Origin of the sequence: Enterobacter cloacae complex sp. EB5 (assembly GCF_031432835.1) — a bacterium.
GTDB lineage: Bacteria > Pseudomonadota > Gammaproteobacteria > Enterobacterales > Enterobacteriaceae > Enterobacter > Enterobacter hormaechei_C.
Genome location: NZ_CP133860.1, coordinates 3,229,439 through 3,249,144, shown reverse-complemented (window position 1 = coordinate 3,249,144; position 19,706 = coordinate 3,229,439). Strand labels below are relative to the sequence as shown.

Here is a 19,706-nt window from a genome sequence, read left to right as displayed (position 1 = left end):
CAACAAGGCCTCCCACACCGGGAGGCCTTTTTTATTGATAACGATAAAATGAGACAGACAACACTATGACACCGGAAAACCCGCTCCTGGATTTACGCGTAAAAATCAGTGCGCTCGACGAAAAATTACTGGCCCTGCTGGCAGAACGCCGCTCGCTCGCCGTTGAAGTGGGCAAAGCCAAGCTCGAGTCCCATCGGCCGGTGCGCGATATCGATCGCGAACGTGATTTACTGGAACGGTTGATTCAACTCGGCAAAGCGCATCATCTGGATGCCCACTACATCACCCGCCTGTTCCAGCTTATCATCGAAGATTCCGTTCTGACGCAACAAGCCCTGCTCCAGCAGCATCTGAACAAAACCAACCCGCACTCTGCTCGTATCGCTTTCCTCGGCCCGAAAGGCTCCTATTCTCATCTGGCGGCCCGCCAGTACGCAGCCCGCCATTTCGAAGAGTTTATTGAGAGCGGTTGCGCTAAATTTGCAGACATCTTCAACCAGGTCGAAACCGGCCAGGCCGATTACGCCGTGGTGCCAATTGAGAACACCAGTTCCGGCGCCATCAACGATGTTTACGATCTGCTCCAGCACACCAGCCTGTCGTTAGTCGGCGAGTTGACTATCCCTATCGATCACTGCGTGCTGGTCTCTGGCTCAACCGATCTGAGTCAGATCGAAACGGTGTACAGCCACCCGCAGCCGTTCCAGCAGTGCAGCCAGTTCCTGAACCGTTATCCGCACTGGAAAATTGAGTACACCAAAAGCACCTCAGCGGCGATGGAAAAAGTGGCGCAGGCAAACTCTCCTGCCGTCGCGGCTCTCGGTAGCGAAGCGGGCGGCGCGCTGTATGGCTTACAGGTGCTGGAACGCAATCTGGCCAACCAGACGCAGAACATCACCCGTTTCGTGATTCTGGCCCGCAAGGCTATCAACGTATCGGATCAGGTCCCGGCGAAAACCACCCTGCTGATGGCGACCGGCCAGCAGGCGGGTGCGCTGGTTGAAGCGCTGCTGGTGCTGCGTAATCACAACCTGATCATGACGAAGCTGGAATCCCGCCCAATCCATGGCAACCCGTGGGAAGAGATGTTCTATCTCGACGTTCAGGCCAACCTGGAGTCTGCATCCATGCAGAAAGCCCTGCGCGAACTGGGCGAGATCACCCGCTCCATGAAAGTGCTGGGCTGCTATCCGAGCGAAACCGTGGTCCCGGTCGATCCGGCTTAACGTTCGATAAAGCGGCTTTTCTTCATCCCTGCCACATTTACAGGCAGGGTGAAGATGGCACCGGAAAGCGGGTATTTCGCCAGCTCCTCCGCCTCCATATTTTCCCGCGTGGTGGTGATAAACAGCGTTTTCATATCGTCGCCGCCAAAGCAGACCATTGTCGGGCAGCGTACCGGCAGCCGATACTCTTCCAGCTGTTCGCCTTGCGGTGAAAACCGTGCGATACGCCAGCCGTCAAACAGTGCGCTCCAGTAACAGCCTTCCTCATCCATTGCCGCACCGTCGGGTATACCTTCTCCCTCGCTAAACCGGCGAAACTCTTCGCGCTTACCGGGTTCCCCCTGCTCATCAAGCGGCGTACGGTAGATCACGCCGTTCGGCGTATCAGAAGTAAACATCCACCGTTTGTCAGGACTAAACGCTAAACCGTTATGCCCGTGAATATCGCACTGAATCACTTTCGGCGTCAGGTCGTTGTCGATACGCATCAGCATGGCGCCGTTATAATCTCCCGGCCCCCAGAACGTGCCCGCATAAAACCGTCCCTGATGATCGGTACCGCCATCGTTAAAGCGTGCAAGCTGCGGGTTGGACGGGTTATCGCAAACCTTACGCTGGAGCAGGCCGTGTTTATCGGTCAGCCAGATGGCGTTTCGCATCGCGACGATAAATCCGCCGCGTTCACGCAGGGCAAAACACCCAACTTCTTCATGGAATGAGAGCACCGAGTGTTCCGCGGTGGGCAGATGGTACCGATGGATCTCCCCTTCCAGGATATCCGCCCAGTAGAGCGCCTTCTCTTCTGCACTCCACGTCGGGCATTCGGGCAGATGCCCGGTATAGTTCAACAGCAGCTGCGGTTCAGCCATGACAGTTCCCCAAAATGAAAAAAGCCAGCAATGCTGGCTTTCAGTATATACATCATCGCATTACTGGCGACTGTCATTTGCCTGGCGCAACAGCGTGCGGCTTTCACTCTGGAATCGCGTGGCGTAATCACCGAACCAGTGCTCCACTTTACGGAAACTGTCGATAAAGGCTTGTTTATCGCCCTGTTCCAGCAAGGTGATCGCTTCGCCAAAACGCTGATAATAGCGCTTGATCAGCGCCAGGTTATTTTCAGACGACATGATGATGTCGGCGTAAAGCTGCGGATCCTGGGCAAACAGTCGCCCGACCATCGCCAGCTCCAGACGATAGATTGGCGAGGAAAGCGCCAGCAATTGTTCAAGCTGAACGTTCTCTTCCGCCAGGTGCAGCCCATAGGCGAAGGTTGCAAAGTGGCGCAGCGCCTGAATAAACGCCATGTTCTGGTCATGCTCTACCGCGCTAATGCGGTGTAAACTTGCTCCCCAGACCTGGATCTGTTCCAGGAACCACTGGTAGGCTTCCGGCTGCCGCCCGTCACAGTAAACCACTACCTGCTTCGCCAGGCTTCCGCTGTCCGGGCCAAACATCGGGTGTAACCCAAGCACGGGGCCAGTGTGCGCCGCCAGCATTGCCTGTAGCGGACCATTTTTAACGGAGGCCAGATCCACCAGTATGCAATCTTCCGGCAGCGGAGGAAGTTTCGCGATTATCTGCTCCGTCACATGGATCGGCACGCTGACGATAACCATTCCGGCGTCTTTCATCAGCTCCGGCGCGTGCGACCAGTCCTCTTTCTCCAGAATACGCACCTGATAGCCAGAAAGCGTCAGCATTTTCTCAAACAGACGCCCCATCTGCCCGCCACCACCGACGATAACCACCGGGCGCAGCGACGGACAGAGGGTTTTGAAGCCCTTGTCGTTTTCGCTGGAATAGGACTCGCGCATCACGCGACGCAGGACGTCCTCAATCAAATCAGGTGAAACGCCCAGGGCCTGCGCCTCTTTACGGCGGGAGGCGAGCATAGAGGCCTCGCGCTCCGGAACGTAAATCGGCAGGCCGTATTTACTTTTAACCTCGCCGACCTCGGCAACCAGTGCCATGCGGCGCGCCAGCAGATCCAGCAACGCCTTATCCACTTCATCAATTTGATCGCGTAATGCGGTCAATTCAGCAACCATAACTACCCTCTTATGCCAGACGCGTCGCCAGCTGGCCGTTCAAATCTTTGTGGATCTCACGCAGCAGCGCATCGGTGGTTTCCCAGCTAATGCAGGCATCGGTGACCGAGACGCCGGGCTTCATCGCGCTACGCGGCTGTTCCGATGACTGATTGCCTTCATGAATATTACTTTCAATCATCAGGCCGATAATGGAACGGTTGCCATCTTTAATCTGAGCAATCACAGATTCTGCAACCGCAGGCTGGCGACGGTAATCTTTATTCGAATTACCATGACTGCAATCTACCATCAGCGCCGGACGCAGTCCCGCCTGTTCCATCTCTTTTTCACACTGCGCGACATCCGCCGGGCTGTAGTTTGGCGCTTTACCGCCGCGCAGGATCACATGCCCGTCCGGGTTGCCCTGCGTTTGCAGCAGGCATACCTGGCCCGCCTGGTTGATCCCGACAAAACGATGGGGCATGGCGGCGGCGCGCATGGCGTTAATCGCCGTCGCCAGGCTGCCGTCGGTACCGTTTTTAAAACCAACCGGCATAGACAGGCCTGATGCCATCTCGCGGTGGGTTTGTGACTCGGTGGTACGCGCCCCAATCGCAGACCAGCTAAACAGATCGCCGAGGTATTGCGGGCTGTTCGGATCCAGCGCTTCGGTTGCCAGCGGCAGCCCCATGCTGACCAGCTCCACCAGCAGGCGACGCGCAATCTTCAGGCCGGCTTCCACATCAAACGAGCCATCCATGTGCGGATCGTTGATCAACCCTTTCCAGCCAACCGTCGTACGAGGCTTCTCAAAATAGACGCGCATCACCAGATAGAGGCTATCGCTGACCTCCTCCGCTAATGCTTTAAATCGACGAGCGTACTCAATGGCGGTTTCAGGATCGTGAATAGAGCAAGGACCACATACCACCAGCAGGCGCGGATCGCGGCCAGCGATAATGTCAGAAATGGTCTGGCGAGAGTGCTCAATCTGAGCTTCCTGCGCGACGCTCAGCGGGAATTCCGCCTTCAGTTGATCCGGGGTGATTAACACCTGTTCGTCAGTGATATGTACGTTGTTCAGCGCGTCTTTTTGCATGATTGCGATCCTGTCAAACTCGTTTGCGATAGTGGTTTTCCTCGAAGAGGTGACACAACGATATCACATTAAGTAAAGATTTCAATCCAAAATACGTACATATTACTTTACAGAAACCCTTTAATGGCAAAAATCATGGTCTAAAACCGTAAAGTTAAAATTACACACACACCCTTATAAGCCAGGCTATGCTCACAAAAAGGAGAATAGCCATGCGTTTAATTGCTTTTATGTTGTTGTCGCTGGTTTTGTCGGGTTGCCAGATCAATCCTTACACTTTTCAGCCTGACTGGACCAACCCGGACTGGTTCACGGCCGGTAAAGAAGACGCTATGAATGGTGTTCCGGTTAAAGATAACCAGGCGCTGGCCGATAGTTTTAATGACTCTCAGGTTGATCGAGGGGAATATCTTCGTGGCTACGCTGACGGACAGAAAAAAATATGCGAAGAGGGCTTTATTCACGCCTGGGGATTAGCGGGTAAATCATTTCCTGCCAGCTGCGATACAACTGAAAATGCAGTAAAACTGCATGAATCCTGGCAACAAGGAATGGATGAAAGTATGCGTTCCAGCAGGCTTAATTGAGCCTGCCTGAATTCCTATGAATATAGTTCACTGTAAGATTTAGCTTAGGTCAAAACAGGGATATTTCTGACATAATGACGGCTTTGATAAACAATGGTATTCTGCCGACAATTCTTAAGGACATCTATTTCCGGGGCGGTTTGGCGGATTCTGATGAGAAATGCAATCTTGATCGCTTTGCTCCGACTCCCCCTGGCGTTAATGCTGTTCATTTTAGTGGCCCCTGCAACGGCAGGCTCGTTCACGGAAACGGATAAATCAGTACGTTCGATTGTTTCTGGTATTGTGAGCTACACCCGATGGCCCGCACTGTCCGGCCAGCCTAAGCTCTGTATTTATGCCTCTTCCCATTACAGACAGGCACTCAGCAGTGAAGATGAACACAACCCGTTGCCCTATAGTCCTGTCATTGTGCATAGCGATCGGGAAGCACTCACCGCAAGGTGTGATGCCCTCTATTTCGGGAGTGAGTCGCCGGCAAAACAACAGGAAATAATAAATCAGTATCATGGCCAGGCGTTGCTATTAATGTCAGAACAAAATCCTGAATGCGTTATTGGCAGCGCATTTTGTCTGATAATAGAGCACAACCAGGTCAGGTTTTCCGTAAATCTGGATGCGCTGGCGCGCAGTGGCGTAAGAGTCAATCCGGATGTATTAATGCTCGCACGGAATAAGAAGCATGAATAAGGAAGTCGCACCAACACCGCGTCCGACGTTTAAAAGAACGTTGCGGCGAATCAGCATGATAAGCGTCATTATAACGATGACGTTTATATGGTTGCTGCTGTGTTTCGCTTCCGTGGTGACATTAAAGCAATATGCGCAAAAAAACCTCGAACTTACCGGCGCCACCATGAGCCACAGCCTTGAAGCCTCTCTGGTGTTCAACGATGCCGTGGCGGCAAATGAAACGCTGGCGACCCTCGGCAAGCAGGGGCAGTTTGCCGTGGCGGAAGTGCTTAACGCACATCATAAACGGTTTGCATGGTGGTCCTGGAACCCGGCGGATAATACCGACACGCTGGGCGCGCTGGTCAACCGGTGGTTGTTCCCTGTTCCTGTCGCACAGCCCATCATACATAACGGCAATGTGATTGGCGAAATTCGTCTGACCGCACGAGACAGCCTGATTAGCCACTTTATCTGGCTCTCGTTTGCGGTCCTCACCGGCTGCATTCTTTTTGCCTCTGCCGTCGCATTGACCATCACCCGCTCGCTACATCATGGCATGGTTGTTGAAATGCAAAACATCACTGACGTTGTGCATGATGTTCGCACCAACCGCAACTTCTCTCGCCGGGTAACGGAAGGCCGCATTGAAGAGTTCCATCAGTTTGGAGAAGACTTCAACAGCCTGCTGGATGAAATGGAAGAGTGGCAGCTCAAGCTACAGGCGAAAAACGCTCAACTGTTGCGTACCGCCATGCACGATCCGCTCACGGGGCTTGCAAACCGCGCCGCGTTTCGCAACAACATTGCGGCATTGATGAATGACGCTTCGGCAAAAACCAATTCCGCCCTGCTATTTCTGGACGGTGATAATTTCAAGTTTATCAATGACACCTGGGGTCATGCCGCGGGCGACTGCGTACTGATCGAAGCCGCCAAAAGGATGGTCGAGTTTGGCGAAAAGCGTCATCAGTCTTACCGTCTTGGCGGCGACGAATTTGCCATGATCCTTTACGGCGTCCACACCGCGCGTGAGGTCGAATATATTTGCGCTGCGCTGTCGCAGCAATTTATCCGTCCGTTTGATCTGCATAACGGGCACACAGCATCAATGTCACTCAGCATTGGCTATGCTCTGGCGTGGGAAAATGCCTCCGTTGAGGCATTACTGGAGCAAGCCGATCGCAATATGTATCTGGTCAAAAACCAGCGTTCGAAAACAATATCCTGAAAGGAAGACGATATGTTAAAGCGATATTTTGCGCCGTTGTTACTGGCATCACTGGTAATGTCCGGTTGCCAGTCATCGCCTGAAGGAAAATTCACGCCAGAGCAAATTGCGGCCATGAAATCCTACGGCTTTAACGAACTGAATGGCGACTGGTCTCTGGGGCTGTCGGATAAGATCCTGTTTGATAAAAATGATGCCAGGCTGCGCCCGGAAAGTGAAACGCAGATCCAGACTATGGCCTCACGCCTGGCGGCAACCGGTCTGAACCATGCCCGGATGGATGGCCATACGGATAACTATGGCGAAGAGAGCTACAACGAAGCGCTTTCGTTAAAACGCGCCAATGTTGTGGCGGATGCCTGGGCGAAGGGCGCGAACATCCCGCGCAGCAATCTCACTACGCGGGGCTTAGGCAAAAAATACCCTGTCAGCAGCAACCGCACTGCGCAGGGGCGCGCTGAAAACCGCCGGGTTGCGGTAGTCATCAGCACGCCTTAAGGCTATTTAACAGATGTCCCGGCGAGCGACACACCTGAACCCGCTCGCCAGCGCAGCCAGTCAATCACAATAAAGACCGCCAGACTGACGCCCATTACCGGCAACGCCAGCCCCAGCAGGATGCTTATCATGAACGTCACTCCCCTTCCCCACAGCGGCAATGCCAGCCAGCTTTGACAGAGCGTTTGTACCGGGTTCGCGGCTGACGTTGCAGGGCGACGCATCCACCACATCCGGTATCCCCAGATAATCAACACACACAGCGCAACGCCAAACGCGATGAGCAGCAGCTGATTTGCCAGACCAAACAGGATCCCCATATGGAAATCCACGCCCCAGCGGGTGAGTTTAGCCATCAGCGGGAAATTCCCGAAGCGAGTACTGTCCAGCACCTCCAGTGAGTGGGGATCCACGGCAACGGCATCAACCTGTGTTGGCCAGCGGCGATCGATTTCCGTCACTGTCCAGGCCTGGTCGTTCCTGCTTGCCGGGCGGATCTCAACCTTTTTCGCATCAATCCCTGACCGGCGGGCAGCCTGCAATACGCTGTCAAAAAGCGACAGCTCGACAGGCATTTCAGGCATCGTCATTCCCCCGTGATGACCACGATGTTCGGCATGTTCATCCCTCATTTCCGGCGCACCGGAAAGAGTGGTGTTTACCTGCGGCGTCAGCCAGTTCATCTCTGCACGCAGCTTATCGACGTTGCCACCGGCCCATTGTGACCAGGTTAATCCGGTAGCTGAGAACAGCAGCATTCCGGCCAGTAATGTCCAGCCCAGAATTACATGCAGGCGACGACGATTCTGGAAACGATTGTTAATACGGCGCTTCGGTCGGGTGTAGAACCACAGCGCGATCCCGCCCAGGGCAGCAACCCACATCCACGAGGCGGCTAACTCGCTATAGAGGCGCCCGAGGTTGCCCAGCATCAGCGAGGTATGCAGATAATCGATAGTCTGACGCAGCGGTAAAATCCCGCTGGTGCCGTACACGGTCATATCCCCTCGAACCTCAAGGCTGGCGGGATCAATAAAAATAGCCCGATGCTCGGAGGGACCCAGCGCCGGGTCGGCAAACATCACGCGGGTCGTTTCGCCCTCTTCCAGCCCCGGACGAACAGCATGTAAACGCAGCGCTGAACCCACGGCCTTTTCTGCCACGGCAATTTGTTCAGCAAGAGGCTGCGCCTCACCCACGGCATCCGTGTGGAGTGCATGATGGTACAGCGCATTTTCAAGCTGCGGCGTGGCGACGTACAGCGTTCCGGTCAGCGCTGCGAAGAAGATAAACGGACCGACAAACAGCCCAATATAGAAATGGAGGCGACGCAGCAGGTTTCCCCATGCCGCGCGCGGAGTGCAGGTAGTCATACTTTTCCTTTTTAAGGCAAAAAGTGAGTGATTTTGTTTTAAAGGGAGAAAGCAGACCGACGCGGCGGCGCGCGGGTATCGGGGTAAAGCCAGGGGAAAAAGTGCCAGTGGCTGACCGCCTGACGAGGCGGTTTCACGCGCAGCCGTTGCAACACCACGCTGAGCAGAACGATAAGCGCCAGCATTACGCCCGGCACATGCGCTAACAGCACGCAGTAGCCGCACGCCTCCGCATGGTCAACTGGCATGGAATGCGGCATATCACCATGATGCTCGTCCATCGACATCATGCTCATGTCATGGTGCATGCCCGGCATGGCGCTCATGGGATCTTTTTGCAGTGAGACGGAGATCAGCGGCGCCACGACGATCAGCAGGATCGCAAACAGCGCGGTCAATGCCGCTGCGCGTTTCCAGTTATGCTGATGCAGTACGTTATCCACTTACCCTCCACCCAAGAGGCGAACATTGTAAATGATTTATGACGGAAGGGTTAACGCGAGAGGTGCGATGGGATAAAAAAAGGGCCAGCCTTTCGGCCAGCCCTTTCTAACAGGATGTCGCTTAAGCGAATCTTAGTTCAGACGCTCTTTAATACGAGCAGACTTACCAGTACGCTCACGCAGGTAGTACAGTTTAGCTTTACGTACAGCACCACGACGTTTAACAGCAATGCTGTCAACTACCGGAGAGTGAGTCTGGAAGACACGCTCAACGCCTTCGCCGTTGGAAATTTTACGAACAGTGAATGCAGAGTGCAGACCGCGGTTACGAATAGCGATAACCACGCCCTCGAATGCCTGCAGACGTTTTTTGGAACCTTCAACAACCCATACTTTCACTTCCACGGTGTCACCTGGACGGAAGGAAGGTACGTCCTGCTTCATCTGCTCTTGTTCAAGTTGCTTAATAATGTTGCTCATAATTTAATCTCTTATCCTGGGTAAACTGATATTCGGGAGCGTATTACGCTTTCCCATCATGTTCATGCTGCTGGTGCGCGTGTTCAGTTTTGAACTCGGCCAGCAACTTTGCTTGCTCTTCAGTCAGAGCCAGGTTTTCCAGAAGTTCAGGTCTTCTAAGCCAGGTTCGGCCCAGCGACTGCTTCAAACGCCAGCGACGTATCTCGGCATGGTTTCCAGACAGTAACACTGCCGGGACTTCCATCCCTTCTAACACTTCAGGACGAGTATAGTGTGGACAGTCCAGCAACCCATCGGCAAAGGAATCTTCCGTTGCCGAAGCTTCATGGCCCAGAACCCCCGGAATAAACCGGGCGACGGAGTCAATCAGCGTCATTGCCGGTAACTCACCACCGCTGAGAACGTAATCGCCGATAGACCATTCTTCGTCAATCTCGGTTTGAATTACGCGCTCATCTATCCCTTCGTAGCGACCACAGACCAGAATCAGCTTTTGATTCGTCGCCAGTTCGCTCACGCCCGCTTGATCAAGCTTGCGTCCCTGAGGTGACAGATAAATCACCTTCGCGCCTTCACCTGCCGCGGCTTTTGCTGTGTGAATAGCGTCCCGTAAGGGTTGCACCATCATCAACATCCCCGGTCCGCCGCCGTAAGGACGATCGTCCACGGTACGGTGCCGGTCGTGCGTGAAGTCACGAGGACTCCAGCTCTGGATGCTCAGCAGGCCATTCTTTACTGCCCGGCCAGTTACCCCGTAATCGGTAATCGCGCGGAACATTTCAGGAAACAGGCTAATTATGCCAATCCACATAGCGCCGTCTTTTACCGTTTATCCGGAGAATTTAAAAACCAGGATCCCAATCTACTTCAATGGTTTGAGTAGTGAGATCGACTTTCTTGATAACCTGTCCATCGAGGAACGGAACCAACCGCTCCTTGATGCCAAATGCATCTTTCAGGTTTGCCTTAATGACGAGAACGTCATTTGACCCGGTTTCCATCATGTCGATGACTTTTCCGAGGCTGTAGCCTTCAGTGGTCACTACCTGGCAACCCATAAGGTCTTTCCAGTAGTAGTCACCCTCTTCCAGCTGTGGCAACTGCGACGAATCCACGACAATTTCACAATTAGTCAGCGCATTCGCGGCATCACGATCGTCAATGCCTTTCAGCTTGATGATGATGTCCTGATTGTGGTGACGCCAGCTTTCCAGCTCGACCTCTTCCCACTTACCGGCTTTCTGGATAAACCAGGGCTGGTAATTAAAAATGCTATCAGCGTCTTCAGTGGAGGAAAACACTCTGAGCCAACCACGGATACCGTAGCAAGAACCCATTTTTCCCAATACGATCGGTTCAACAGGTGCTTTATTGCTCATCATGACCACCGTGACAGATTAAGCTGCTTTGTTTGCTGCTTTGATCAGCGTAGCAACGCGATCGGAAACAGTAGCGCCCTGGCCAACCCAGTGAGCGATACGATCCAGATCCAGACGGGTTTCTTCTTCTGCGCCAGCGGCCAGTGGGTTGAAGAAACCAACGCGCTCGATGAAGCGACCGTTGCGTGCATTACGGCTGTCAGTCACAACAACCTGGTAGAACGGACGCTTTTTAGCGCCGTGACGTGCTAAACGAATAGTTACCATAACATCCTCTTGTGTGAATAAAACAACCGGGCCCCATCGAGGAACGGAGCCCGGGTGTCATATTAAAAGCCCGAAAATTTTACTCATTTCCGGGCAAAAAGCAATCTCAAAAGCGATTATCGCCCATGAAAACCGGGCGGCATCATGCCTTTCATGCCGCGCATCATCTTCGCCATGCCGCCTTTCTTCATTTTCTTCATCATGCGCTGCATGTCGTCGAACTGTTTCAGAAGGCGGTTAACGTCCTGCACCTGCATGCCGCAACCGGCTGCGATACGGCGCTTGCGGGAACCTTTGATGATTTCTGGCTTCGCGCGCTCTTTCAGCGTCATCGAGTTGATGATGGCCTCCATACGCACCAGCACTTTGTCATCCATCTGGGATTTGACGTTGTCCGGGATCTGGCCCATGCCTGGCAGTTTGCCCATCAGGCTTGCCATGCCGCCCATGTTTTTCATCTGACGCAGCTGCTCAAGGAAGTCGGTCAGATCGAAACCGTCGCCCTTTTTCAGCTTGCTGGCCAGCTTCTCGGCCTGCGCGCGGTCAACCTTGCTTTCAATATCTTCGATCAGCGACAGCACGTCGCCCATGCCGAGGATACGAGAGGCAATACGATCCGGATGGAACGGCTCCAGCGCTTCGGTTTTCTCGCCTACGCCGAGGAACTTAATTGGCTTACCGGTGATATGACGAATAGACAGTGCCGCACCGCCGCGGGCATCGCCGTCGACTTTGGTCAGCACCACGCCGGTTAACGGCAGGGCTTCGTTAAACGCTTTTGCGGTATTCGCCGCATCCTGACCGGTCATGGCGTCAACAACAAACAGGGTCTCTACCGGATTGATAGAAGCATGCACCTGCTTGATTTCGTCCATCATCGCTTCGTCAACGTGCAGACGACCGGCGGTATCCACCAGCAGCACGTCGTAGAATTTCAGCTTCGCCTCTTTCAGCGCCGCGTTAACGATATCGACAGGCTTCTGCGCCACGTCGGACGGGAAGAAGTCTACGCCAACCTGCTCGGCCAGCGTTTCAAGCTGTTTGATCGCCGCCGGGCGATACACGTCCGCCGACACCACCAGCACCTTTTTCTTGTGCTTTTCGCGCAGGAATTTCCCCAGCTTACCAACGCTGGTGGTTTTACCCGCACCTTGCAGACCCGCCATCAGCACGACGGCCGGCGGCTGAGCCGCCAGGTTAAGCACCTGGTTCTCTTCGCCCATCGCCGAAACCAGTTCGTTACGGACGATTTTGACGAACTCCTGACCCGGGGTCAGGCTCTTGTTCACTTCATGACCAACCGCTTTCTCTTTCACGCGGTTGATAAAATCACGCACGACCGGCAACGCAACGTCTGCTTCCAGCAGCGCCATGCGCACTTCGCGCAGCGTTTCCTTGATGTTCTCTTCGGTGAGGCGTCCACGGCCGCTGATGTTGCGCAGCGTGCGCGACAAACGATCGGTTAAATTATCAAACATTGTCTCTCGCCTGGGGTAGAAACGTTAGGTCGCCTGGGCGACACATACACAGAATTTTGCCGGAGTATAACATGAAGGCGCCTTTGTTGTTATGCAACGGTTGGAGCAGGCGTCACGTAACGTTATACTGCTTCTCTTTCTTATTAAGACAACTGTCGACGCCTATATGCCTGTTTTCGCACTGATCGCCCTTGTTGCCTACTCTGTCAGCCTCGCGCTGATCATTCCTGGCCTGCTGCAAAAAAACAGCGGCTGGCGGCGCATGGCTATTCTTTCGGCAGTGATCGCACTGATTAGCCATGCGTTTGCGCTGGAATCACGCATCATTCCCGGCGACGGCAGCGTACAAAATCTGAGCGTACTGAACGTCGGCTCGCTGGTCAGCCTGATGATCTGTACGGTCATGACCATTGTCGCGTCTAAAAACCGTGGCTGGCTGCTGCTGCCGATAGTCTACGCTTTTGCACTGATCAACCTGGCGTTAGCCACGTTCATGCCCAATGAGTTTATTACTCACCTGGAAGCCACGCCGGGGATGCTGGTCCATATTGGCCTGTCGCTGTTCTCCTACGCGACGCTGATCATCGCCGCCCTTTACGCCATGCAGCTCGCCTGGATTGACTACCAGCTGAAAAATAAAAAGCTGGCGTTTAACCACGAAATGCCGCCGCTGATGGTGATTGAGCGTAAAATGTTCCACATCACCCAGGTCGGTGTGGTTCTGCTGACCCTGACGCTGTGCACGGGCTTGTTTTATATGAAAAACCTGTTCAGCGTGGAGAATATCGATAAAGCGGTCCTCTCCATCATCGCGTGGTTTGTCTATATTGTCCTGTTATGGGGCCATTATCATGAAGGCTGGCGCGGTCGCCGCGTGGTCTGGTTCAACGTTGCGGGTGCGGGCATTCTCACGCTTGCCTATTTTGGCAGCCGCTTCATACAGCAATTTGCTGGCTAAGTAACAAAAGGAGTTCCCCCTGGAACACATCTCTACCACCACGCTGATCGTCATTCTGGTCATCATGGTGGTCATCTCCGCTTATTTCTCTGGCTCTGAAACCGGCATGATGACGCTGAACCGCTACCGGTTACGTCATCGCGCCAAGCAGGGTAACCGTGCCGCGCGTCGTGTCGAAAAGCTTCTGCGTAAGCCGGACCGTCTGATTAGCCTGGTGCTTATCGGTAACAACCTGGTCAATATTCTCGCCTCTGCACTGGGCACCATCGTCGGGATGCGTCTGTACGGCAACGCAGGCGTGGCGATTGCCACAGGCGTGCTCACGTTTGTGGTGCTGGTGTTTGCGGAAGTGCTGCCCAAAACCATCGCGGCGCTTTACCCGGAAAAAGTCGCCTACCCGAGCAGCTTCCTGTTAGCACCGCTGCTTATTCTGATGATGCCGCTGGTCTGGCTGCTGAATATGGTGACACGGGTGCTGATGCGCATGGTCGGTATAAAGGCAGACGTCACCATCAGTAGCGCGCTCAGCAAAGACGAACTGCGTACAATCGTGAACGAATCCCGCTCGCAGATCTCCCGCCGCAATCAGGACATGCTCCTGTCGGTGCTGGATCTGGAAAAGGTCAGCGTTGACGACATCATGGTGCCGCGCAATGAAATCGTCGGGATTGATATCAACGACGACTGGAAGGCCATTGTCCGCCAGCTGACGCACTCCCCGCACGGGCGTATCGTCCTCTATCGCGATTCCCTCGACGATGCCATCAGCATGCTGCGCGTGCGCGAGGCCTATCGTCTGATGACCGAGAAAAACGAGTTCACCAAAGAGGTGATGCTGCGCGCCGCCGACGAAATTTACTACGTGCCGGAAGGCACCCCACTCAGCACACAGCTGGTGAAGTTCCAGCGAAACAAGAAGAAAGTCGGCCTGGTGGTGGATGAATACGGCGACATACAGGGGCTGGTGACGGTCGAAGATATTCTGGAAGAGATTGTCGGGGACTTTACCACGTCAATGTCGCCTTCCCTTGCGGAAGAAGTCACCCCGCAAAACGACGGGTCAGTGCTTATCGACGGCAGCGCCAACATTCGTGAAATCAATAAAGCGTTCAACTGGCATTTGCCGGAAGACGAAGCGCGGACGATGAACGGAATGATCCTGGAAGCGCTGGAAGAGATCCCGGCGGCAGGCACGCGCGTGCGTATTGAACAGTATGATATCGATATTCTGGACGTTCAGGACAATATGATTAAGCAGGTGAAGGTCCTGCCCGTTAAACCTTTACGCGAAAGTATCGCCGAGTAATGTTGTAGGCCGGGTAAGGCGAAGCCGCCACCCGGCACTACGGGTCGGCAAATTACGCTTTCGCTTTCGCCACGGTCACCATCGCAGCGCGAATAGTACGACCGTTCAGGGTATACCCTTTCTGCATCACGCCCAGCACGTTACCCGCGGCAACGTCTTCGGATTCCACCATCGCAATGGCCTGGTGAACGTTTGGATCCAGCGGTACATCCGTATCGGCAATCACTTCAACACCGAACTTACGCACCACATCCAGCATGGATTTCAGCGTCAGCTCAATGCCTTCAATCATCGCCGCGTTATCCGGGTTAGCTTTATCCGCCACTTCCAGCGCGCGATCCAGGCTGTCGATCACCGGAAGCAGTTCGTTGACGAATTTCTCCAGCGCAAATTTGTGCGCCTTTTCAACGTCCAGCTCGGTACGACGGCGCAGGTTTTCCATTTCCGCTTTGATACGCAGTACGCCATCGCGTTCGCGATTCTGCGCTTCTACCAACTGAGCTTCCAGGTTGGCAATTTTTTCATCGCGCGGGTCCACCTGCTCAGCAGACGTGTCTGGCTCTACTGCCTCAACTTCATCGTGCTGTTCCATGATAATTTCTTCAGGGGCTTGCCCCTCAGGCGTTTTCTGTTCTTTACTACTCATGAATTTCTCCGCGTTTTTCTGCATTCATCTCGCTAACTTCGCTTATTATGGGGATCAGTTTCCTGGATTCAAGGGAACAAGGCAGATTGTCATCATTCATCAGGCACAAGGACCTCCAGAAAATGAATAATCATTTCAGGTGTATTGGGATCGTCGGCCATCCGCGTCACCCTACCGCATTGACGACACATGAAATGTTGTATCGCTGGCTGTGTGGTAAAGGCTATGAAGTGATGGTCGAGCAGCAGATTGCCCAGGAGTTGCAGCTTAAAAGCGTCAGAACCGGCACGCTGGCGGAAATTGGCCAGCAGGCGGATCTCGCCGTGGTGGTCGGTGGCGACGGCAATATGCTGGGCGCGGCGCGAACGCTGGCTCGCTATGATATTAAGGTTATTGGTATTAACCGTGGCAATCTCGGTTTCCTGACCGACCTCGACCCGGACAATGCGCAGCAGCAGCTGGCGGACGTGCTGGAAGGCCACTATATCAGTGAAAAACGGTTTTTACTGGAAGCCCAGGTGTGTCAGCAGGACTGCCAGAAGCGCATCAGCACCGCCATAAACGAGGTGGTTCTCCACCCCGGTAAAGTGGCGCACATGATCGAGTTCGAAGTCTATATCGACGAAATCTTCGCTTTCTCGCAGCGTTCTGACGGGCTGATTATTTCAACCCCGACGGGGTCAACTGCCTACTCGCTTTCAGCCGGAGGCCCAATCCTGACGCCATCGCTGGATGCCATTACCCTGGTGCCGATGTTCCCGCATACGCTCTCGGCGCGTCCGCTGGTGATCAACGGCGACAGCACCATCCGCCTGCGTTTTTCCCATCGCCGTAACGACCTGGAGATCAGCTGCGACAGTCAGATTGCGCTCCCCATTCAGGAAGGTGAAGATGTCCTCATTCGCCGCTGCGATTACCATCTGAACCTGATTCACCCGAAAGATTACAGCTATTTCAACACATTAAGCTCCAAGCTCGGCTGGTCAAAAAAATTGTTCTGATTTTGCATCCAGCACTTTACTGTATATAAAACCAGTTTATACTGTATACAAACACAGTTATGGTTTTTCATACAGGAAAACAATTATGCTGGCACAACTGACCATCAGCAACTTTGCCATTGTTCGTGAGCTTGAGATCGACTTCCATAGCGGAATGACGGCGATTACCGGTGAAACCGGTGCAGGTAAATCTATTGCCATTGATGCCCTCGGCTTGTGCCTCGGCGGTCGTGCAGAGGGGGATATGGTGCGCACAGGCGCAGCCCGTGCCGATCTCTGCGCCCGCTTCTCGTTAAAAGACACACCTGCCGCCCTGCGCTGGCTGGAAGCGAACCAGCTAGAAGACGGACGTGAGTGTTTACTTCGCCGCGTCATCAGCAGCGATGGCCGCTCCCGCGGTTTTATCAATGGTACAGCGGTTCCCCTCTCCCAGCTTCGCGAGCTGGGCCAGTTGCTCATCCAGATCCATGGTCAGCATGCGCACCAGCAGTTAATCAAACCCGAACAACAGAAAGCCCTGCTTGATGGCTACGCAGGTGAGTACGCACTTACTCAACTCATGGCGGAGCACTATCGTCAGTGGCATCAAAGCTGCCGCGAACTTGCACAGCATCAGCAGCAAAGCCAGGAGCGTACCGCGCGCGCCGAGCTGCTGGAATATCAGCTGAAAGAGCTGAACGAATTTAACCCGCAGGCGGGTGAATTTGAGCAAATCGACGAAGAGTACAAGCGTCTGGCCAACAGCGGTCAGCTGCTCTCCACCAGCCAGACTGCCCTGAACATGCTGGCGGATGGCGAAGACGTGAATTTGCAGAGCCAGCTGTATAACGTGCGTCAGCTTGTGACCGAACTGACCGGTATGGACAATAAGCTTTCTGGCGTACTGGAAATGCTGGAAGAGGCCGCGATTCAGATTTCAGAAGCCGGGGATGAGCTGCGCCACTACTGTGAACGTCTGGATCTCGACCCGAACCGTCTGTTCGAGCTTGAGCAACGCATCTCCCGTCAGATTTCACTGGCGCGTAAGCATCACGTTACCCCGGAAGAGCTGCCGAATTACTATCAGTCTCTGCTGGAGGAACAGCAGCAGCTGGACGATCAGGCCGATTCCCTTGAAACCTTGTCTCTGGCGGTCAATCTGCATCATCAGCAGGCGCTGGAAACGGCGAAACGGCTGCACGACGTGCGGCAACACTATGCCCTGGAGCTTAGCCAGCACATTACCGACAGCATGCATACGCTGGCGATGCCGCATGGGGTATTCACCATAGATGTTCGCTTTGAAGAGAATCACCTGACGGCGGAAGGCGCAGACCGCGTAGAATTCCGCGTCACCACCAACCCGGGTCAGCCTTTGCAGGCAATTTCGAAAGTGGCTTCCGGCGGTGAACTGTCGCGTATCGCCCTGGCCATTCAGGTGATTACCGCCCGTAAAATGGAAACCCCGGCGTTGATTTTCGATGAGGTGGATGTGGGTATTAGCGGCCCGACCGCGGCCGTTGTCGGCAAACTGCTGCGTCAGTTAGGTGAATCGACGCAGGTCATGTGTGTGACTCACCTGCCGCAGGTCGCCGGATGTGGTCATCACCACTTTATCGTCAGCAAGGAAACCGATGGCGAAATGACGGAAACGCACATGAAACCGCTGGATAAACGCTCACGCTTGCAGGAACTGGCACGCTTGCTCGGCGGCAGTGAAGTCACCCGCAATACGCTTGCGAATGCGAAAGAACTGCTGGCGGCATAAACTTTTTCGGGATCTCAGGGTCATACAGAACAACAAAAACGCCGCCAGACCGGTTTCAAAGTGGGGCAAGGTCTATTATCATCGGCATATTACATATGAGCCGCGTACTGCTCGGGCCCGAAAAGGAATCAAATCACTATGCGCTGTAAAACGCTGACCGCTGCCGCAGCGGTTCTTCTGATGTTGACCGCAGGCTGTTCCACTCTGGAGAAAGTGGTTTACCGTCCTGACATCAACCAGGGGAACTACCTTACCCCTAACGATGTGTCCAAAATCCGCGTGGGTATGACACAACAGCAGGTCGCTTATGCCCTGGGAACTCCGATGATGTCCGATCCGTTCGGCACAAACACCTGGTTCTATGTATTCCGCCAGCAGCCTGGTCATGAAGATGTGACCCAGCAAACCCTGACGCTGACCTTCAGCAGTGCCGGCGTGCTGAACAACATCGACAACAAGCCTGCCCTGACCAAATAATCAGGCGTCAGCAACGCAAAAAGGTGCTCAATGAGCACCTTTTTTGTGTACGTTTATTTGGCTACTTACCGGATTTCTCTGCTCTCTGACGGCGCAGCTCTTTCGGGTCGGCAATCAGCGGACGATAGATTTCAACCCTGTCGCCCTCTTTCAGCACATCACCGAGCTTAACCGGACGGCTATAAATGCCGACTTTATTCTTCGCCAGGTCAATATCACGGCGAAGTTCAAGGATGCCGGAGGCACGGATAGCCGCCTCAACGGTGGCGCCCTCTTCAAGCGTCACGCGCTGCAAATACTGCTTCTCCGGCAGCGCATACACCACCTCAACAGCAATCTTATGCGACACTGTAAACCTCTTTGGCGCGCGTGGTGAACGCCTGAACCATATTCGAGGCCAGCTCTTTAAAGATACGGCCAAACGCCAGTTCGATCAGCTTATTGGTAAATTCAAAATCCAGATGAAACTCAATGCGGCAGGCGTCAGCGCTCAGCGGCGTAAACTTCCACCCTCCCATCAGTTTTTTAAACGGACCATCCACCAGATGCATCAAAATACTCTGATTGCTCGTCAGGGTATTGCGCGTGGTGAACGTTTTGCTGATCCCCGCTTTGGAGACATCCACGGCCGCAGTCATCTGCGTCGGGCCGGATTCCAGCACCCGGCTACCGGTGCATCCCGGAATAAATTCCGGATAGGACTGAACGTCGTTCACTAACTGATACATTTGTTCCGCGCTGTAGGGAACAAGCGCGGTACGGCTAATCTGAGGCATAGCATTTTCCATGGTCACACAACAGACAA

The 19,706-nt window shown here is 54.0% G+C and carries 23 protein-coding genes and 1 other annotated feature (1 of these 24 cut by a window edge); of the genes, 10 read left to right on the top strand and 13 right to left on the bottom strand.

The window, feature by feature from the left end; all coding sequences use genetic code 11:
- Positions 1-35, top strand: a sequence feature (Phe leader region); it begins 91 nt to the left of the window's first position.
- A gap of 30 nt (positions 36-65) precedes the next feature.
- The gene (pheA, locus tag RHN82_RS15510) at positions 66-1,226 is read left to right on the top strand and encodes a bifunctional chorismate mutase/prephenate dehydratase (RefSeq protein ID WP_047052199.1); all 1,161 of its coding nucleotides are present in this window, start codon (positions 66-68) and stop codon (positions 1,224-1,226) included.
- On the opposite strand, the gene RHN82_RS15505 is transcribed toward pheA, so the two are convergent.
- Genes RHN82_RS15505 through aroF form a run of 3 tightly spaced genes read right to left on the bottom strand, consistent with a single transcriptional unit; the run spans position 1,223 to position 4,358 of the window.
- Complete coding sequence (locus tag RHN82_RS15505; RefSeq protein ID WP_045911903.1) at positions 1,223-2,095, bottom strand: SMP-30/gluconolactonase/LRE family protein; 873 nt, start codon at positions 2,093-2,095, stop codon at positions 1,223-1,225. The two genes, pheA and RHN82_RS15505, sit on opposite strands and share 4 nt — an antisense overlap.
- 60 nt (positions 2,096-2,155) lie before the next feature.
- Positions 2,156-3,277, bottom strand: coding sequence for a bifunctional chorismate mutase/prephenate dehydrogenase (gene tyrA, locus RHN82_RS15500; protein ID WP_047052202.1), 1,122 nt, complete (start codon positions 3,275-3,277; stop codon positions 2,156-2,158).
- 10 nt (positions 3,278-3,287) lie between these two features.
- Positions 3,288-4,358: a 3-deoxy-7-phosphoheptulonate synthase AroF gene (gene aroF / locus RHN82_RS15495; protein ID WP_006811632.1), complete on the bottom strand. Its 1,071-nt coding sequence runs from the start codon at positions 4,356-4,358 to the stop codon at positions 3,288-3,290.
- A gap of 212 nt (positions 4,359-4,570) precedes the next feature.
- Between aroF and RHN82_RS15490 the strand changes: the two genes are divergently transcribed.
- From RHN82_RS15490 to RHN82_RS15475, 4 genes are all read left to right on the top strand, one after another.
- Complete coding sequence (locus RHN82_RS15490) at positions 4,571-4,945, top strand: DUF2799 domain-containing protein (RefSeq protein ID WP_047052204.1); 375 nt, start codon at positions 4,571-4,573, stop codon at positions 4,943-4,945.
- A gap of 153 nt (positions 4,946-5,098) precedes the next feature.
- Positions 5,099-5,635 carry a YfiR family protein gene (locus RHN82_RS15485; RefSeq protein ID WP_039270048.1) on the top strand — a complete coding sequence of 179 codons (537 nt, stop codon included), beginning with the start codon at positions 5,099-5,101 and terminating at the stop codon, positions 5,633-5,635.
- A complete protein-coding gene (dgcN, locus tag RHN82_RS15480; RefSeq protein ID WP_047052207.1) occupies positions 5,628-6,848 on the top strand; it encodes a diguanylate cyclase DgcN in 1,221 nt (406 codons plus the stop codon). The genes RHN82_RS15485 and dgcN overlap by 8 nt, the downstream gene beginning before the upstream one ends.
- A gap of 12 nt (positions 6,849-6,860) precedes the next feature.
- Positions 6,861-7,346: an OmpA family protein gene (locus RHN82_RS15475; RefSeq protein ID WP_047052209.1), complete on the top strand. Its 486-nt coding sequence runs from the start codon at positions 6,861-6,863 to the stop codon at positions 7,344-7,346.
- Positions 7,347-7,348: 2 nt separating this feature from the next.
- On the opposite strand, the gene RHN82_RS15470 is transcribed toward RHN82_RS15475, so the two are convergent.
- The 7 genes from RHN82_RS15470 to ffh all read right to left on the bottom strand — a co-directional run bounded on the left by RHN82_RS15470 (position 7,349) and on the right by ffh (position 12,766).
- Positions 7,349-8,719: a PepSY domain-containing protein gene (locus tag RHN82_RS15470; RefSeq protein WP_047052210.1), complete on the bottom strand. Its 1,371-nt coding sequence runs from the start codon at positions 8,717-8,719 to the stop codon at positions 7,349-7,351.
- A 38-nt stretch (positions 8,720-8,757) separates the two neighbouring features.
- Positions 8,758-9,162, bottom strand: coding sequence for a DUF2946 domain-containing protein (locus tag RHN82_RS15465; RefSeq protein WP_047052212.1), 405 nt, complete (start codon positions 9,160-9,162; stop codon positions 8,758-8,760).
- 132 nt (positions 9,163-9,294) lie between these two features.
- Positions 9,295-9,642 (bottom strand): 50S ribosomal protein L19, encoded by a 348-nt coding sequence (gene rplS, locus RHN82_RS15460; protein WP_002914145.1) that lies wholly within the window; start codon positions 9,640-9,642, stop codon positions 9,295-9,297.
- Between the two features lie 43 nt (positions 9,643-9,685).
- Entirely contained in the window at positions 9,686-10,453 is a 768-nt protein-coding gene (gene trmD / locus RHN82_RS15455) for a tRNA (guanosine(37)-N1)-methyltransferase TrmD (protein ID WP_003863138.1), read from the bottom strand.
- 31 nt (positions 10,454-10,484) lie between these two features.
- A complete protein-coding gene (rimM, locus tag RHN82_RS15450) occupies positions 10,485-11,024 on the bottom strand; it encodes a ribosome maturation factor RimM (protein ID WP_015571575.1) in 540 nt (179 codons plus the stop codon).
- Positions 11,025-11,039: 15 nt separating this feature from the next.
- Entirely contained in the window at positions 11,040-11,288 is a 249-nt protein-coding gene (gene rpsP / locus RHN82_RS15445; RefSeq protein WP_003863133.1) for a 30S ribosomal protein S16, read from the bottom strand.
- Positions 11,289-11,404: 116 nt separating this feature from the next.
- A complete protein-coding gene (ffh, locus tag RHN82_RS15440; protein WP_047052214.1) occupies positions 11,405-12,766 on the bottom strand; it encodes a signal recognition particle protein in 1,362 nt (453 codons plus the stop codon).
- A 166-nt stretch (positions 12,767-12,932) separates the two neighbouring features.
- Here ffh and RHN82_RS15435 point away from each other — a divergent pair, with 166 nt between their 5' ends.
- Together RHN82_RS15435 and RHN82_RS15430 are read left to right on the top strand one after the other, a co-directional pair.
- Complete coding sequence (locus RHN82_RS15435; RefSeq protein ID WP_014832951.1) at positions 12,933-13,724, top strand: inner membrane protein YpjD; 792 nt, start codon at positions 12,933-12,935, stop codon at positions 13,722-13,724.
- Between the two features lie 19 nt (positions 13,725-13,743).
- Entirely contained in the window at positions 13,744-15,030 is a 1,287-nt protein-coding gene (locus RHN82_RS15430; protein WP_026094274.1) for an HlyC/CorC family transporter, read from the top strand.
- 52 nt (positions 15,031-15,082) lie between these two features.
- On the opposite strand, the gene grpE is transcribed toward RHN82_RS15430, so the two are convergent.
- Positions 15,083-15,676 (bottom strand): nucleotide exchange factor GrpE, encoded by a 594-nt coding sequence (gene grpE, locus RHN82_RS15425; RefSeq protein ID WP_047052216.1) that lies wholly within the window; start codon positions 15,674-15,676, stop codon positions 15,083-15,085.
- 122 nt (positions 15,677-15,798) lie between these two features.
- Here grpE and nadK point away from each other — a divergent pair, with 122 nt between their 5' ends.
- The 3 genes from nadK (at position 15,799) to bamE (ending at position 18,901) form a co-directional block, all read left to right on the top strand.
- Positions 15,799-16,677, top strand: coding sequence for an NAD(+) kinase (gene nadK, locus RHN82_RS15420; RefSeq protein WP_017383004.1), 879 nt, complete (start codon positions 15,799-15,801; stop codon positions 16,675-16,677).
- A gap of 85 nt (positions 16,678-16,762) precedes the next feature.
- Positions 16,763-18,424 carry a DNA repair protein RecN gene (recN, locus tag RHN82_RS15415; RefSeq protein WP_015571579.1) on the top strand — a complete coding sequence of 554 codons (1,662 nt, stop codon included), beginning with the start codon at positions 16,763-16,765 and terminating at the stop codon, positions 18,422-18,424.
- 138 nt (positions 18,425-18,562) lie between these two features.
- The gene (bamE, locus tag RHN82_RS15410) at positions 18,563-18,901 is read left to right on the top strand and encodes an outer membrane protein assembly factor BamE (protein ID WP_047052218.1); all 339 of its coding nucleotides are present in this window, start codon (positions 18,563-18,565) and stop codon (positions 18,899-18,901) included.
- A gap of 61 nt (positions 18,902-18,962) precedes the next feature.
- On the opposite strand, the gene RHN82_RS15405 is transcribed toward bamE, so the two are convergent.
- Positions 18,963-19,250 (bottom strand): RnfH family protein, encoded by a 288-nt coding sequence (locus tag RHN82_RS15405; RefSeq protein WP_003863119.1) that lies wholly within the window; start codon positions 19,248-19,250, stop codon positions 18,963-18,965.
- Positions 19,240-19,677 carry a type II toxin-antitoxin system RatA family toxin gene (locus RHN82_RS15400; protein ID WP_003863117.1) on the bottom strand — a complete coding sequence of 146 codons (438 nt, stop codon included), beginning with the start codon at positions 19,675-19,677 and terminating at the stop codon, positions 19,240-19,242. Before RHN82_RS15400 ends, RHN82_RS15405 begins: the two co-directional genes overlap by 11 nt.
- Positions 19,678-19,706 lie beyond the last annotated feature (29 nt).

What these genes read in the sequence shown, in the direction of transcription:
- pheA (WP_047052199.1), top strand. Translation starts at nt 66, where the DNA reads ATGACACCGGAAAACCCGCTCCTGGATTTACGCGTAAAAATCAGTGCG.
- RHN82_RS15505 (WP_045911903.1), bottom strand. Translation starts at nt 2,095, where the DNA reads ATGGCTGAACCGCAGCTGCTGTTGAACTATACCGGGCATCTGCCCGAA.
- tyrA (WP_047052202.1), bottom strand. Translation starts at nt 3,277, where the DNA reads ATGGTTGCTGAATTGACCGCATTACGCGATCAAATTGATGAAGTGGAT.
- aroF (WP_006811632.1), bottom strand. Translation starts at nt 4,358, where the DNA reads ATGCAAAAAGACGCGCTGAACAACGTACATATCACTGACGAACAGGTG.
- RHN82_RS15490 (WP_047052204.1), top strand. Translation starts at nt 4,571, where the DNA reads ATGCGTTTAATTGCTTTTATGTTGTTGTCGCTGGTTTTGTCGGGTTGC.
- RHN82_RS15485 (WP_039270048.1), top strand. Translation starts at nt 5,099, where the DNA reads ATGAGAAATGCAATCTTGATCGCTTTGCTCCGACTCCCCCTGGCGTTA.
- dgcN (WP_047052207.1), top strand. Translation starts at nt 5,628, where the DNA reads ATGAATAAGGAAGTCGCACCAACACCGCGTCCGACGTTTAAAAGAACG.
- RHN82_RS15475 (WP_047052209.1), top strand. Translation starts at nt 6,861, where the DNA reads ATGTTAAAGCGATATTTTGCGCCGTTGTTACTGGCATCACTGGTAATG.
- RHN82_RS15470 (WP_047052210.1), bottom strand. Translation starts at nt 8,719, where the DNA reads ATGACTACCTGCACTCCGCGCGCGGCATGGGGAAACCTGCTGCGTCGC.
- rplS (WP_002914145.1), bottom strand. Translation starts at nt 9,642, where the DNA reads ATGAGCAACATTATTAAGCAACTTGAACAAGAGCAGATGAAGCAGGAC.
- trmD (WP_003863138.1), bottom strand. Translation starts at nt 10,453, where the DNA reads ATGTGGATTGGCATAATTAGCCTGTTTCCTGAAATGTTCCGCGCGATT.
- rimM (WP_015571575.1), bottom strand. Translation starts at nt 11,024, where the DNA reads ATGATGAGCAATAAAGCACCTGTTGAACCGATCGTATTGGGAAAAATG.
- rpsP (WP_003863133.1), bottom strand. Translation starts at nt 11,288, where the DNA reads ATGGTAACTATTCGTTTAGCACGTCACGGCGCTAAAAAGCGTCCGTTC.
- ffh (WP_047052214.1), bottom strand. Translation starts at nt 12,766, where the DNA reads ATGTTTGATAATTTAACCGATCGTTTGTCGCGCACGCTGCGCAACATC.
- RHN82_RS15435 (WP_014832951.1), top strand. Translation starts at nt 12,933, where the DNA reads ATGCCTGTTTTCGCACTGATCGCCCTTGTTGCCTACTCTGTCAGCCTC.
- grpE (WP_047052216.1), bottom strand. Translation starts at nt 15,676, where the DNA reads ATGAGTAGTAAAGAACAGAAAACGCCTGAGGGGCAAGCCCCTGAAGAA.
- nadK (WP_017383004.1), top strand. Translation starts at nt 15,799, where the DNA reads ATGAATAATCATTTCAGGTGTATTGGGATCGTCGGCCATCCGCGTCAC.
- recN (WP_015571579.1), top strand. Translation starts at nt 16,763, where the DNA reads ATGCTGGCACAACTGACCATCAGCAACTTTGCCATTGTTCGTGAGCTT.
- bamE (WP_047052218.1), top strand. Translation starts at nt 18,563, where the DNA reads ATGCGCTGTAAAACGCTGACCGCTGCCGCAGCGGTTCTTCTGATGTTG.
- RHN82_RS15400 (WP_003863117.1), bottom strand. Translation starts at nt 19,677, where the DNA reads ATGCCTCAGATTAGCCGTACCGCGCTTGTTCCCTACAGCGCGGAACAA.